This window comes from Devosia sp. CAU 1758 (assembly GCF_054482695.1).
Genome location: NZ_JBTLRJ010000006.1, coordinates 52,402 through 66,020, shown reverse-complemented (window position 1 = coordinate 66,020; position 13,619 = coordinate 52,402). Strand labels below are relative to the sequence as shown.

The following is a 13,619-nucleotide window of genomic DNA, read 5'->3' as shown; positions in this document are numbered from 1 at the left end:
GGCAACAGTGTGCGACTGAGCCTAAACCGGCAGTTCTTCCAGATTGAGCGAATCCGCGAGACTCGTCTGGTCCAGCACCGCGCGCGTCGCCAGTGTCACCCGCTCGAAGACGTGCCGGATTTCGCAAGACCCCTCGTCCTGGCAGTCGACGCATTTGCGATAGGCGATTTTGGAAAGGCAGGGCAGTGGTGCAATGGGCCCGTCGATCAGCCGCAGCACTTCGCCATAGGTGATCTCCTCGGGCGCCCGAAGCAGTTCATAGCCACCCATGCGGCCGCGCCGCGAATTGACCATGCCAGCGCGCTTGAGTTCGAGCAGGATCTGTTCGAGGAACTTCTTGGGGATCGCCTGATCCCTGGAAATTTCCCCAATCATTCGGCTCTGGCCGCGCCCGGCCCGGGCCAGCGACACCAGTGCCCGCAAGGCATATTTTGCCTTCTGCGAAATCATTCATTCCCCCCGGCGTTGATCGCCCCAGAGCGCTTCCAGCAAAAGTGGCAACGGTTTTGCGATTCGGAAACGCGACAAACACGGAATTAGGTTTTTGGCTCCGGCTCCACCGGTGGCACCACTTTTCCCTCGTCCTCATCGGCCTTGCTATCGTCACCCTCGTCATCGGCCGCATCGTCATCGGCCGCATCTTCGGCCCCTTCCGGCGCCGTTTCAGGCGCATCGGTAATTGCCGGTACTTTGACGATCTCGTCTATGTCCGCTGGCGCTTCACCAATGGATGGCGTCGATGCCAGGGGCTCGACTGTCGCCGGCGGCACCTCGATCACGTGGGCAGTTTCCCCGGCCACGACAGCCTCCGGCGCCTCCGGAGTGACCGCCTCGACCACGGCGATCTCGTCCTTGGTCTCAGCCTCCGGCCCTTCAACATCAGCGTCATTCGCCTCGTTTTCCAGCTCCGGCTCGCTTATGTTCGTCTCCGTCGCCGGCGGCACTTCGATTACGTCGACAGTTTCAGTGCCCGCATGTGTCTCCGGCGTTTCCGGGGTGACAGTCTCGACGACGGCAATGGCGTCCTTTGCCTCGGGTTGTGACGCCTCGTCCACCACACTGTCGGGCTCCGACTGGTCGAGTGGCGCCTCCAATTCAGACACCCCGTCTGCCGCAATGTCCGGCTCCGGCTCGTTCAGCGCCGCCTCGGTCAGTGCCGCTCCCATGGCCGCAGTGGCGAGAATGTTTTCCGCAGTCGGCAGTTTCGGCTCGCCAGGCATGGCGACCCCTGTCCGGTCCTTGCCGGCATCGCTGCGCAAATACGCCAATATGCCCTTGCCGATTTCCTGTTCGCCACGAATGACCGTGGTCGCACCCAGATTGCGGAGGAAACTCTCTTCCTCCTCCGAATAGGCGCGCGAAATGATGGCGATACCCGGATTGAGCTTGCGCCCACTCTCGCAGACCGATCCAGCCTCGAAGCCATTGGAAATAGCCACCAGCAAAGCCTTGGCCGCGCCAAGATTGGCGAGCTTGAGAACGTCTTGGCTGGCGGCATTGCCGAACACGACCTCAAAGCCCTCGGCCCGCGCCGCAGCCACGTCATGGTCGGAATCCTCGATGACCACGAGGCCACCGCCATCCGCCTTGATGCCGGCAGCCACGATCCGCCCGACCTGGCCATAGCCGACGAGCACGGTATGCCCGGTCTGGTGCGAGGGCTCGCCGGTATCGTCATCGGCCCCATGGGCGCCGCGATCGACCGCACCCTCACTGGGGATGTCGGTTGTTGCTGGGCCAACGGCTGCCCTTGAGGGCTCCATTCGTGCGGCGCTGGCAAGTTCGGCAGCATCTCCCCGGCGCGCCGCGACCTTGGCTTCGAGTCGCGGTTTGACCAGGTCGAGCACGAAGAACACTACCGGATTGAGTACGATGGAAATCAGCGCGCCCGCCAGGATCAGGTCCTGCCCCTCGGGCGGCATCACCGCCAGCGCAACGCCCATGCTGGCCAGGATGAAGGAGAATTCGCCGATCTGCGCCAGCGAGGCCGAAATGGTCAGCGCTGTTGAAACGGGTCGCTTGAACAGCACCACGATCCAGAACGCCGCCAACGACTTGCCGATGACGATGATGAACACCGTGGCCAGCACCAGCAGCGGCTGGGTGACGATGATGGTGGGGTCGAACAGCATGCCCACCGAGACAAAGAACAGCACCGCAAAGGCATCGCGCAGCGGCAGTGTCTCCTGCGCGGCACGATGGGACAGCTCACTTTCGCTGAGGATCATGCCCGCAAAGAAGGCACCAAGCGCCAGCGACACGCCAAACAACACCGACGAGCCCAGCGCCACCCCCAGCGCCATGGCCAGCACCGCCAGCCGGAACAGTTCGCGACTGCCGGTATGGGCGGTGGCGTGCAGCGCCCAGGGGATGACCCGCCGGCCCACCACCAGCATGAACCCCACAAAGGCCGCGACCTTGAGCACAGTGAGGCCCAGAATGCCCCAAATGCCGATATTGAGGCCCAGAAGCCGCGTCACGAAGGACACAAAGGGATCGTGCACCCCCGTACCGCCGCCATTGATGCTGGCGATGGCCGGCACCAGCACCAGGGCCAGCACCATGGCCAGGTCTTCCACGATCAGCCAGCCCACCGCAATGCGCCCGCGCTCGCTCTCGATCAGCCGCCGGTCCTGCAGCGCCTTGAGCAACACCACGGTCGAGGCCACCGACAGCGCCAGCCCGAACAGGATCGATCCGAACAGGTCCCAACCCAGCATCAGCCCCAGGCCCGCACCCAAGAGCGTCGCAAAGCCCATCTGCGCCACGGCGCCCGGGATGGCCAGCGCCCGCACGCTCATCAGGTCCTTCAAAGAAAAATGCAGCCCCACCCCGAACATCAGGAGGATCACCCCCAGTTCGGCCAGTTCAGCCCCCAGCGCCTGGTCGGCGATGAAGCCCGGCGTATAGGGCCCTACGATAATGCCGGCGAACAGGTACCCCACCAGCGGCGGCATGCGCAGACGATTGGCGACCATGCCGAAAATATAGGCCAGCACCAGACCCGCAACGATCGTTGAGATCAGGGGGGTGTCATGGTGCATCCGCGCCTCCGGCCATCTGGGGTAAGTCTATCGAAAGAATGGGGTATTTTCCCCCGGCCACGCAAGAGCCGATTCCGTCCGGCATCTCCGCCATTCGGCGCACTCGCGCGCTATCCCTATAAATGAGGTCAAGTATGTCTGAACTTTGACCCTTCGCGGCTATAGCCTTGCACCACCATCCAAGCATAGCGCTCACGGCTCCACCCGAGCCATTCATTCACCATGCGCATCTCCCTCAGCTCACAATCGTTATCTTCTCCGCCGCCCGCGTGATCCCCGTATAAAGCCAGCGCGCCCGCTCCTCGCGGAACACGAAGCTCTCGTCGAAGAGATAGACGCTGTCCCACTGGCTGCCCTGCGCCTTGTGGACGGTGAGGCAATAGCCGAAGGTGAACTCGTCGAACTGCCGCCGTTCCGGCCAGCTCATGGCGTCCTCCTCGCCCGAAAAGAAGGCCTTGTGCGTGAGCACGCGCGCCTCGCCCTTGCCCTCATCGTCGGCCAGCAAGAGGCTCCACTTGCCGTTTGACCGCCGCGTCGTGTCGGTGACGATCCAAATCTGTCCGTTGAGCAGGCGCTTGCGCGGATTATTCCGCAAACACACCATGCGGTCGCCCACCACCGGCTCGTGGAAGGGCAGGCCCTTCAATTCGCGCAAGCGGTCATTATAGGTCAGCCGCGTCTTGTTGCGCCCCACCAGCACCTGGTCGGCTTCCAGCACAGCGTCGCGATCCACCTTGTCGCGCCCGACCACGAGGCTCTCCCCATAACGGCCATGCTCAAGATACCCGCCCTCGCGAACCGCCATCGACAGCTGGATGATCGGATTATCCGCCGCCTGGCGATGGATTTCGGTCAGCATGATGTCGGGCTCTTCCGCAATGAAGAACCCCGCCCCCTGCACCGGCGGCAGCTGGAACGGATCGCCCAGCACCAGCACCTTCACCCCGAAACTCAAGAGGTCCTTGCCCAGCATCTCGTCCACCATCGACACCTCGTCGATGACGATCAGATCGGCATCGGCCGCCGGGCTTTCCGGGTCGAGCACGAAGCGCGGCTCGCCTTCCTTCTCGGAGACGAGCGTATAGATCAGGCTATGGATGGTCTGGGCGCCCTTGCAGCCGCGCTTGCGCATCACCAGCGCCGCCTTGCCGGTGAAGGCTGCATATTTCACTGAGCGCACATCCTGCGCCAGATGCACCGCCAGCGTCGATTTCCCGGTCCCGGCCCAGCCGAACAGGCGAAACACCTGCGGCCCGCTCTTGTCCTTGAGCCATTGCGAAACCGCGACCAGCGCCGCGTCCTGCTGGCTCGACCAGACCGGCGCCATCAGCCGATCACCGTCGACACGCTTCCCACACCCTCGATTGCGCCTTCCAGCACATCGCGCCGCCGCACGGCGCTGACCCCGGCCGGCGTTCCGGTCATGATCAGGTCACCGGCCCTCAGGGTCACCAGCCGGCTGAGAAAGGCAATGGTTTCGCTCACGCTCCAGATCTGGTCGGCGAGATCCCCGCGCTGCCGTTCAGCACCGTTGACCGAAAGACTGATCGCACCGCGATCTGGATGACCGATGACACTGACCGGGGCGATGGTGCCCATGGGCGCCGACTGGTCGAACCCCTTGGCCATGGTCCACGGGCGGCCGCCCTTCTTGGCAATCGCCTGCAGGTCGCGCCGCGTCATGTCGAGCCCGGCGGCATAGCCGAAGACGTGGCTTAGCGCCTCATGCTCGCCAATCCCCGTGCCATCCTTGCCGATGGCCACCACCAGTTCAATCTCGTGATGCAGATCCTCCGTCTGCGGCGGATAGCCGATTGAACCGCCCTCGATCACCACCGCATCGGCGGGCTTGGCGAAGAAGAACGGCGGCTCACGCTCGTCATGGCCCATTTCGCGGGCATGCTCGGCGTAATTGCGCCCCACGCAATAGATGCGGCGCACCGGAAATAAGCCCCCGCCGGCCACGGGAACAAGCACCGGCGCGGGCGCCGGAAACACCAGGTCAGCCACGCGTGAACTCCTCGGCATAGGGCCCGATCAGGTCCATGTCGATCCGGCTCAACCGGTCCTGGGCCGAGAACGACTGGTGCCAATAGGGATAGAGCAGCGGCGGCCGGCTGACCGCGTCGAGCTTTGCCCGCTCCGCGTCGCTGAGGCTGAAATCGGCGGCAGCGATATTGTCGGCGAACTGGGTCTCATTGCGCCCGCCGATGATCACCGAAGTGACGCCAGGTCGCCCCAGCAGCCAGCTCAGCGCCACCTGTGCGCCCGAAACCCCGCGCGCCTCGGCAATGGCGACGATCTCATCAATCGTGTCATAGAGCTTGTCCTCGTCATAAACCGGCGGCTCCCGGAACCCGCCGACATGGCGTCCGCTCTCCGGCCCGCTGTCGCGGCGATATTTTCCGGACAGCAGTCCGCCCGCCAACGGCGACCAGATCAGAATGCCCAGGCCCTGGTCCTGGCTGATCGGCACCAGCTCATATTCGGCGTCGCGGCTATGCAGCGAATAATGGATCTGCTGGGACACGAAGCGCTCGCCCTGCCGCCGGTCGGCCGCCATCAGCGCCTTCATGATATGCCAGCCCGAATAGTTCGAGCAGCCGATATAGCGCACATGCCCGTGGCGCACGAGAATGTCGAGCGCCTCCATCGTTTCCTCAATGGGCGTCATGCCGTCCCATTCATGCACCTGGTAGAGATCGATCACATCGGTCTTGAGGCGTTTGAGACTCGCCTTGCACTGATCGATGATGTGGTGGCGCGAGAGCCCGGTCTCATTGGGCCCCTCGCCCATCTTGAACCGCACCTTGGTGGCCACCAGCGCCTTCTGCCGGCGCCCGTTCTCGGCAAGAATCCCGCCCAGGATTTCCTCGGACACTCCGGCATTATAGACATTGGCCGTGTCGTAGAGATTGATCCCCGCGTCGAGGCACATATCCACCTGCCGCGCAGCATCCGCCGGGCTGGTATTGCCGATACGCTCATTGCCGCCAAAGGTCATGGTCCCCATGGTCAACACCGAGACTTTCAGCCCCGACCGACCGAGATAACGATATTCCATGATATTCCTCCTTTGTTCCAGTACGCCAAGGACTAAAGGGGGCAGGGAGTCGGGTCAATCTTCATGCCAGCGAAGTTTGCGCTGCACACCAAACTACCCCCTACCACCGAACCGCCCTCGGGCTCCACCCGAGGGCCACTCACGCCAAACACAACTGCCCCTTTTGATGCCTCAGGTCCTCGGGTCACGCCCGAGGACGGACCAGTGATTTGTTCAGGCACTCCAGGCATACACCGGCGCCCACCACCTCTTGAGGAGAGGGTAGCGCGGCAGCGCCGATCAGGCGCTAGCGAAGGTAGGGTGGGGGGAAAGTTGCGCCACAAACGGCGCAGGACTACCTGACGATGTAGCCAATCTCTGCTAGAGCCGAGGCAGCAATTCCGAAAGCCCGTTCCCGTGCGGCCAAACTCCATCCTCCTCCCTGTCCTCCTCGTCACCCTGGGCATGGTCTTCACCCAGACCGGCGCCAGCTTTGCCAAGCTGCTGTTCCCACTGGTCGGCGCCGGGGGCGCCACGGCCCTCAGGCTGACGCTGGCCGCCCTCGTCCTTATTCTCGTCTTCCGCCCTTGGCGTCGGCGGCTAAATACCAGGCAATGGCGTTCCGTGCTGCTCTACGGCACCGCCATGGGGGCGATGAACCTCTTCTTCTACGCCGCCCTCGAACACATCCCCCTCGGCATTGCCGTGGCGCTCGAATTCACCGGGCCGCTCGCCGTCGCCCTCTTTGGCGCCCGCAAGCCGCTCGATTTCTTCTGGATTGTCCTCGCCCTTGCCGGCTTCACTCTGCTGCTGCCCTGGACCCAGACCCAGGGCGACATTTCGCCCATCGGCGTGGTCCTCGCCCTCTGCGCCGGCGCCTGCTGGGCCGGCTATATAATTTTCGGCCAGCGCGCCGGGCAGTCAGGAGAAGATGGAGCCGGGGGGCCTCATATTGCCGCGCTCGGCGTCGGCACGGCCGCGATCATCGCCCTGCCCTTTGGCGCCGCGACCGCCGGCCCGGCCCTGCTCGATCCTTATATCCTGATGCTGGGCCTCGCCGTGGCGCTGCTCTCCAGCGCCATTCCCTATGCGCTCGACATGGTGGCTCTGCCCCATATCCCCTCGCGCCTCTTCGGCATCCTGATGAGCGGGCAGCCGGCCCTGGCCGCGCTTTCGGGCCTCGTCATCCTGGGCGAGACGCTGACTCTGGTTCAACTCGCCGGCATGGCCGCCATCGTGACCGCCTCTATTGGCGCGACCCTCACCATTGCCCGCCGCGTGCCGCCGCCCGAGGTCTTGGAATCCTGATCCGATGGGGGCATAGTCCCGCCCAGCCCAGCAAGAGGTTCCGCCATGCTCTATGCCATTCTTTGCTACAACGACGAAGACGCCGTCGCCACCTGGACCCGGGAAGAGGACGAAGCCTGCATGATGCGGCTGGGTGAAGTGCAGGCCGGCATGAGCGCCAAAGGCAAGCTCGGCCCTGTGGTCCGCCTGTGGAACACCGACGAGGCCAAGACCCTCAAGAAATCCAATGGTCAGCCGGTCGTCTTCGACGGCCCCTTTGCCGAGACCAAGGAACAGTTTCTGGGCTTCTATGTCGCCGATTGCGAAACCATGGACGAAGCGCTCGACTTCGCCAAGCAGCTCGCGATCGCCAATCCCGGCCTTGGCTCCTACGAAATCCGGCCCATGCGCTACTTTGGTGACAACAAGCTGAACAGCATTGAATTGCTAAACGTCGCTGCCGAGTAGCAGATTGTCGATCAGCCGCGTCGCGCCCAGATGCGCGGCGACAGCCACCAGCGCCCCGCGCGCGCCAACAATCGCAATGGCGCCCAGGCTCTCGGGATCCCGCACCTCGAAATATTGCACCTTGATCCGCTCAGACTGCGCCAGCACCGCCATGCCGATGACACCGAGCTTTTCCGCATCATGCTCCCCGGCTTGATAGGCCGCTTCCACCGCCTTGAGGCTCTGGTGAAGTAGCGGCGCCGCCGCCCGGTCCTCGGGCGAGAGATAGACATTGCGCGAACTCAGCGCCAAGCCATCGGCTTCCCGCACGATGGCGCCGCGCAAAATCTCCACCGGTACGTCGAGGTCGCGCACCATGCGCTCGATGACGGCGCATTGCTGCGCATCCTTCTGCCCGAACACGGCCACATGCGGCTGCACCAGGTTGAAGAGCTTCAGCACCACCGTGGTCACGCCGCGGAAGTGCCCCGGCCGCATGGCGCCGCAAAGCGGCCCGGAAACCCTATTCTCCTCCACCAGCGTCGAGGCGCCGGTGGGATACATGTCCTCGACACTTGGCAGGAACAGCGCATCGACCCCCGCCGCCTCCAGTTTGGCGATATCAGCCTCGATGGGACGCGGATAACGGCTCAAATCCTCGTTCGGACCGAATTGCAGCGGATTGACGAAGATCGAGACAAGGACCACGTCCGCCGCACTTCGCGCCTGCGCCACAAGGCTCATATGCCCCTCATGCAGCGCCCCCATTGTCGGCACGAAGCCGAGGCGCGTGCCCTCGGTCAGCTTGCCGCGCCAGGCCCTGAGACTCTCCTTGTCCCGCAGGATCAGCGTCATGCAATCAAGTCCCAGATCTGCCGGGCGATATCGGCCTTGCTGCCCAGCACCAGTTCATGGCGCCCGCCCTTGGCGCTCAGCAGCACGCCCGCATTGGTGCCCACGGCAAAGCCGGTCTGACCGGCTGCGCCAAGCTTGCTGACTTTATTGGCAAAGAGAAAATCGAGCCCCTTGGCTTCGAGCTTGCCCTGCCCATGGGCCTCGACATTGTCGGTCTCGGCGGCAAAGCCGAGGAACCACTGCCCGCTCGCCGCCTGCTTCAGGCTGCCCAGCACATCGGTGGAAGGCATCAGGTCCAACGCAATGGCATCCGACGCTCGCTTGAGCTTGCTGGCCGATGGCGCAGCCACCGAATAATCCATCACCGCCGCCGTCGCCACGACGCCGGTCGCGTTCGGCAACCGCTCCAATGAAGCCGCCGCCATCTCCTCGGCGGTCCGCACTTCGACCAGATGCAAATGGCCTTCCGTCCCGCGTGGCGGCACGGGCCGCACGACGCCCTTGTCCACGCCAAGCACATAGTCCACCACCGCCCCGCGCCTGAGCGCTTCCTCGGCCATGGCCGCGCCCATCCGCCCGGTCGAATGATTGGTGATATAGCGCACCGCATCGATCGCCGTCGTCGTCGGCCCCGCCGTGATCAGAATTCGTTCATGAACGAGGTCCAGGACCCGGTTCGGAGGGATCGCGGCTTCGATTGCAGCCACGATATCGGCCACCGGCGCCAGCTTTCCCATCCCCACTTCGCCACAGGCCAGGAGCCCCGAAGCCGGCTCGATTACCGTCGCGCCACGCTCCACCAGCGTCGCGAGGTGTTGTTGCACAACGGGTTTTTCCCACATGACGGTATTCATCGCCGGGGCAATCAGGATCGGCGCTTCGCTCGCCAGCGCCACGGTGCTCGGCAGGTCATCCGCCAACCCTAAAGCCAGCCGCGCCAACATGTTAGCGCTCGCCGGCGCAAAAACCATCACCTCCGCCCACCGCGCAAAATCGATATGCTCGGTGCCCGAAACATCCGACCCGAACAACTCCGACCGCGCCTTCCGCCCGCTCAAGGTCTCCAGCACCAGCGGGCTCACGAACTCGGTGGCACTCTTGGTAAGAAGGCACTGCACCTGATGCCCGGCTTTGCTCAGTTCGGACACCACATCAGCAATTTTATAGGCAGAGATCGATCCGGAAATGGCGATAAGGATATTGGACATGGCTCAGTCCGCCCGGCGCGGCAGCGGAATGGGACCGCGCAATGCCTTGGTTTCGCTGACATATTCACCAACCGCCGCCTTGATGACCGAGGCCACGTCGGCCCGCGGCTTGGCAAAGCTGGGCGGCGGGCTGGTATTGAGCCCGATCAGGTCATTGACCACCAGCACCTGCCCCGCACAATCCTTGCCCGAGCCGATGCCGATGGTGGGAATGGTCAGCATATGCGTGATCTCGGCAGCCAGCGCCGGGGTGACGCATTCGAGCACGATGGCAAAGGCCCCGGCAGTTTCGAGCGCCCTGGCTTCAGCCCGCAAGCGCTCGGCCGAGGCCTCGTCCTTGCCATGCATGTAATAGCCGCCCATCTGGTGCACATGCTGCGGCGTCAGGCCAATATGCGCGACCACTGCAATGCCATGGGCCACCAGCCGCTCCACAGTCGGCACCATGGCCAGGCCACCCTCCAGCTTGACCGCCTCGACCCCGGTTTCCTTCATCACCCGCACCGCATTGCGGAGCGCTATATCGGGATCGGTGACCGATCCGAACGGCATGTCGCAGACCAGCAGCGCCCGCGACGAGCCGCGCTTGACCGCCGCCGCATGGCGGATCATGTCGTCCAGCATCACCGGCAGCGTCGTCTCGTGCCCGAGCACCACATTGCCCAGGCTATCGCCCACCAGGATGATGTCGACACCGGCCATTTCGACCAGCGCCGCCATGGTGGCGTCATAGGCGGTGAGCATAGCCACGGCCTCGCCACGCCGTCGCATGGCGGCAATATCTCGCGTGGTCAGGCGCTTGAGAGGGGTTTGGGTCGACAAATTCAGTCCTCCAACCCGGCCGGGTCCAACATGGCCCGCCCATTTCCGGGGGAGATAGGGCAAACGACCGCCCGGCGCCAGCCCTTCATTGGTGCTATGCGCTTGGCGAGCAGCCTCTAGTGACCCGGGCCGCGGCGCAACGGCCCCACTGGAACCTCGCGCCATGTGCCCGGCGCGATGCCCTCAAGCGTCCAGTCGCCCACCTGCCAGCGCACCAGCCGCAGCGTCGGATGGCCGATGGACGCCGTCATCCGCCGCACCTGCCGGTTCCGTCCCTCGGTAATGGTGATCGAAATCCAGCAATCGGGGACGCTCTTGCGAAACCGCACCGGCGGATCGCGCTCCCACAAAATCGGCGGATCAATGCGGGAAACCCGCGCCGGCCGCGTCGGCCCGTCCTTGAGCGTCACACCCGCCCGCAATTGCGCCAACGCGTCGTCGCTGGGGATGCCCTCGACCTGCACCAGATAGGTTTTGGCCTTGTTGTAGCGAGGCGAGGAAATCTGCGCCTGCAAGACCCCGTCATCTGTCAGCAGCAACAGGCCTTCGCTATCCTTGTCCAACCGACCGGCCGGATAGACGCCGGGTATTTCGACAAGATCGGCAAGCGTCTCGCCCGGCCCGCCGCCGGTAAATTGCGACAAGACTCCGAAGGGCTTGTTGAGAAGGACAAGACGGGCCATCGAAACTGGATCCATCACGGCATATGCACAATCAGGGGCTGGGCATGGCCACCAAAGCGCACCTTGTCAATATCCGCGAAGGAAGCTGGCGGAGAGAGAGGGATTCGAACCCCCGATAGAGTTGCCCCTATGCCGCATTTCGAGTGCGGTGCATTCAACCGCTCTGCCATCTCTCCGCGAGATCGAAACGCCCCAAGCAGAGGCGCGGCTGGTCGATACGGGGCGGCTTATGACATAGCCCAATCGCGCCTGCAACACCCCTTGTGCGTCCGCGGGCACGTAAAACCGAGGCCAGCAGGGTGGATCGCCGAGCCTGTCACAATCGTGTGCAGCCTGATCCAGGCCCCATTCAAGGCGTTAAGCTCCCTGTCATCAAGACAGAATGGGAGACTTCGTCATGGTTACACGCCGTACGCTCGTTGCCGGCCTGGCTGGCTTGCCCTTTGCCAGCCTTGCCGCCACTCTGACACCAAGCAAAGTCCATGCTCAGGAGATACCCGTGGCCGATACGCTCACCACCAGCGCAGGCGATCTGATTATCCAGCCGGTGGATCACGCTAGCCTCGTGCTCGAATGGGATGGCAAGGCCATTTATGTCGATCCCGTGGGCGGGGCCGAGCGTTACGCCGCGCTGCCCGCCCCTTCGGCCATTCTCATCACCCATGGGCATGGCGACCATTTCGACGTGCCGACACTCGAAGCCATTGCCGGAGATGCGCCGCTGATCGTCAATGCCGATGTCCTGGGCAAACTGCCCGAGAGCCTGAAGGCCCGAGCCACTGCGCTGGCAAATGGCGAGAGCGGCACTATCATCGACCTGCCCATCCGCGCCATCGCCGCCCACAACATCACCGAAGACCGGATGCGCTACCATCCGGTTGGGGTCGGCAATGGCTATGTCCTGACTTTTGCAGACAAGCAGGTTTATATCGCCGGCGACACCGAACCGACCGAGGACATGCTGGGTCTCACCGATATCGCCGTCGCCTTCCTGCCCATGAACCTGCCCTATACGATGACACCCGCCCAGGCGGTCGAGGCCATCAACACCTTCAAGCCAGCCGTGATCTATCCCTACCATTACGGTGATAGCGATCTGGGCCCGCTCGAAACCGATGTGGACAGCGCCACCGAGGTGCGCCTCAGAAACTGGTATCCCAATGGGGGCTGAAACGGGCGGAATGCCTGACCAAATGGCTTGACTCTTGAGGCCTTTCCTCCGATAAGCCCAACCAATCTGCGCACTGGTCCGTCCGGTGCGCTGGTTTTGTTTGAAAACGCTGCTCGAGGCTGCCGGCCGAAATTTTTGGCCCACACACTTCGCAAGCCCGTGGATCGGCATGGAATCCACGGCGCCGCAGGGCGCGACAGATAAGGGACCGCGTGAAAAAATCACGTGGCATGAACTATGACTTTCGCCGTTATCAAGACGGGCGGGAAGCAGTACAAAGTTGCTGCCAACGACGTCATCAAGATCGAAAAGCTCGAGGCCGAGGCCGGTGACATCGTCACCTTCGACCAGGTTCTCATGGTTGGCGACACCATCGGCGCGCCGCTGGTGGAAGGTGCTCTGGTTGCTGCTGAACTGGTCGAGACCCGTAAGCAGAAGACCGTCATCATCTTCAAGAAGCGCCGCCGTCACAATTCGCGTCGCCGCAATGGCCATCGCCAGTTGCTGACCACCGTGCGCATCACCGAAATCCTGACCGGTGGCGCCAAGCCGACGATCAAGGCGGCTGCCAAGGCCGAAAAGACCGAAGCAGTGACCGAAAAGGCCCCGGCCAAGAAGGCAGAGACCAAGGCTGCTCCCAAGGCTGAAGCTGCCGCAGCAGCCCCCGCCAAGAAGCCGGCCACCAAGAAGGCCGCTGCCGCCAAGGAAGACACCGCCGCTGAGAAGCCGGCGAAGAAGGCCCCGGCCAAGAAGGCCGCAACCAAGGCCGACAAGGAATAAGGAGCTTAGACCATGGCACATAAGAAAGCAGGCGGTTCATCCCGCAACGGTCGTGATACCGCTGGCCGTCGTCTCGGCGTCAAGAAGTTCGGCGGCGAAGCTGTGATCGCCGGCAACATCATCATCCGCCAGCGCGGCACCAAGTGGGCTCCGGGCACCGGCGTCGGCCTGGGCAAGGATCACACCATTTTTGCGCTGATCGACGGCACTGTGGCGTATCGCACCCGTGCGAACTCCAAAGTACACGTTTCTGTCCTCCCGGCAGAGGCCGCCGAATAA

12 protein-coding genes, 1 tRNA gene and 2 pseudogenes are annotated in these 13,619 nt (G+C 63.5%); 5 read left to right on the top strand and 10 right to left on the bottom strand.

Going from position 1 to position 13,619, the window contains the following annotated elements; all coding sequences use genetic code 11:
• Positions 1 to 21: 21 nt before the first annotated feature.
• From ACXYMS_RS17385 to ACXYMS_RS17365, 5 genes and pseudogenes are all read right to left on the bottom strand, one after another.
• Positions 22 to 450: an RrF2 family transcriptional regulator gene (locus ACXYMS_RS17385; RefSeq protein WP_458908103.1), complete on the bottom strand. Its 429-nt coding sequence runs from the start codon at positions 448 to 450 to the stop codon at positions 22 to 24.
• Between the two features lie 719 nt (positions 451 to 1,169).
• Positions 1,170 to 3,044: pseudogene (locus ACXYMS_RS17380) on the bottom strand (cation:proton antiporter domain-containing protein); the annotation flags it as partial.
• Between the two features lie 235 nt (positions 3,045 to 3,279).
• On the bottom strand, positions 3,280 to 4,371 hold the full coding sequence (locus tag ACXYMS_RS17375; protein WP_458908102.1) for an ATP-dependent DNA helicase: 1,092 nt from the start codon (positions 4,369 to 4,371) through the stop codon (positions 3,280 to 3,282).
• The gene (locus tag ACXYMS_RS17370) at positions 4,371 to 5,054 is read right to left on the bottom strand and encodes a fumarylacetoacetate hydrolase family protein (protein WP_458908101.1); all 684 of its coding nucleotides are present in this window, start codon (positions 5,052 to 5,054) and stop codon (positions 4,371 to 4,373) included. Before ACXYMS_RS17370 ends, ACXYMS_RS17375 begins: the two co-directional genes overlap by 1 nt.
• A complete protein-coding gene (locus ACXYMS_RS17365) occupies positions 5,047 to 6,108 on the bottom strand; it encodes an aldo/keto reductase (RefSeq protein WP_458908100.1) in 1,062 nt (353 codons plus the stop codon). The genes ACXYMS_RS17370 and ACXYMS_RS17365 overlap by 8 nt, the downstream gene beginning before the upstream one ends.
• A 396-nt stretch (positions 6,109 to 6,504) precedes the next feature.
• On the opposite strand from ACXYMS_RS17365, the gene ACXYMS_RS17360 reads away from it, so the two are divergent.
• Both ACXYMS_RS17360 and ACXYMS_RS17355 read left to right on the top strand, forming a co-directional pair.
• The gene (locus ACXYMS_RS17360; protein ID WP_458908099.1) at positions 6,505 to 7,395 is read left to right on the top strand and encodes an EamA family transporter; all 891 of its coding nucleotides are present in this window, start codon (positions 6,505 to 6,507) and stop codon (positions 7,393 to 7,395) included.
• Positions 7,396 to 7,440: 45 nt separating this feature from the next.
• Positions 7,441 to 7,842, top strand: coding sequence for a YciI family protein (locus ACXYMS_RS17355; protein WP_458908098.1), 402 nt, complete (start codon positions 7,441 to 7,443; stop codon positions 7,840 to 7,842).
• Here the strand turns inward: ACXYMS_RS17355 and panC are convergent.
• The 5 genes from panC to ACXYMS_RS17330 form a co-directional block, all read right to left on the bottom strand.
• On the bottom strand, positions 7,822 to 8,676 hold the full coding sequence (panC, locus tag ACXYMS_RS17350; RefSeq protein WP_458908097.1) for a pantoate--beta-alanine ligase: 855 nt from the start codon (positions 8,674 to 8,676) through the stop codon (positions 7,822 to 7,824). The genes ACXYMS_RS17355 and panC overlap by 21 nt on opposite strands.
• Entirely contained in the window at positions 8,673 to 9,884 is a 1,212-nt protein-coding gene (gene coaBC, locus ACXYMS_RS17345; protein WP_458908096.1) for a bifunctional phosphopantothenoylcysteine decarboxylase/phosphopantothenate--cysteine ligase CoaBC, read from the bottom strand. Before coaBC ends, panC begins: the two co-directional genes overlap by 4 nt.
• A 3-nt stretch (positions 9,885 to 9,887) precedes the next feature.
• Positions 9,888 to 10,706 (bottom strand): 3-methyl-2-oxobutanoate hydroxymethyltransferase, encoded by an 819-nt coding sequence (panB, locus tag ACXYMS_RS17340; protein ID WP_458908095.1) that lies wholly within the window; start codon positions 10,704 to 10,706, stop codon positions 9,888 to 9,890.
• 116 nt (positions 10,707 to 10,822) lie between these two features.
• Positions 10,823 to 11,389, bottom strand: coding sequence for a pseudouridine synthase (locus tag ACXYMS_RS17335; protein WP_458908094.1), 567 nt, complete (start codon positions 11,387 to 11,389; stop codon positions 10,823 to 10,825).
• 86 nt (positions 11,390 to 11,475) lie between these two features.
• A tRNA-Ser gene (locus tag ACXYMS_RS17330) sits at positions 11,476 to 11,565 on the bottom strand.
• Between the two features lie 221 nt (positions 11,566 to 11,786).
• Between ACXYMS_RS17330 and ACXYMS_RS17325 the strand changes: the two genes are divergently transcribed.
• The 3 genes and pseudogenes from ACXYMS_RS17325 (at position 11,787) to rpmA (ending at position 13,619) form a co-directional block, all read left to right on the top strand.
• Positions 11,787 to 12,560: an MBL fold metallo-hydrolase gene (locus ACXYMS_RS17325; protein ID WP_458908093.1), complete on the top strand. Its 774-nt coding sequence runs from the start codon at positions 11,787 to 11,789 to the stop codon at positions 12,558 to 12,560.
• 237 nt (positions 12,561 to 12,797) lie between these two features.
• Positions 12,798 to 13,214: pseudogene (gene rplU / locus ACXYMS_RS17320) on the top strand (50S ribosomal protein L21); the annotation flags it as partial.
• Between the two features lie 138 nt (positions 13,215 to 13,352).
• The gene (gene rpmA, locus ACXYMS_RS17315) at positions 13,353 to 13,619 is read left to right on the top strand and encodes a 50S ribosomal protein L27 (RefSeq protein WP_458908092.1); all 267 of its coding nucleotides are present in this window, start codon (positions 13,353 to 13,355) and stop codon (positions 13,617 to 13,619) included.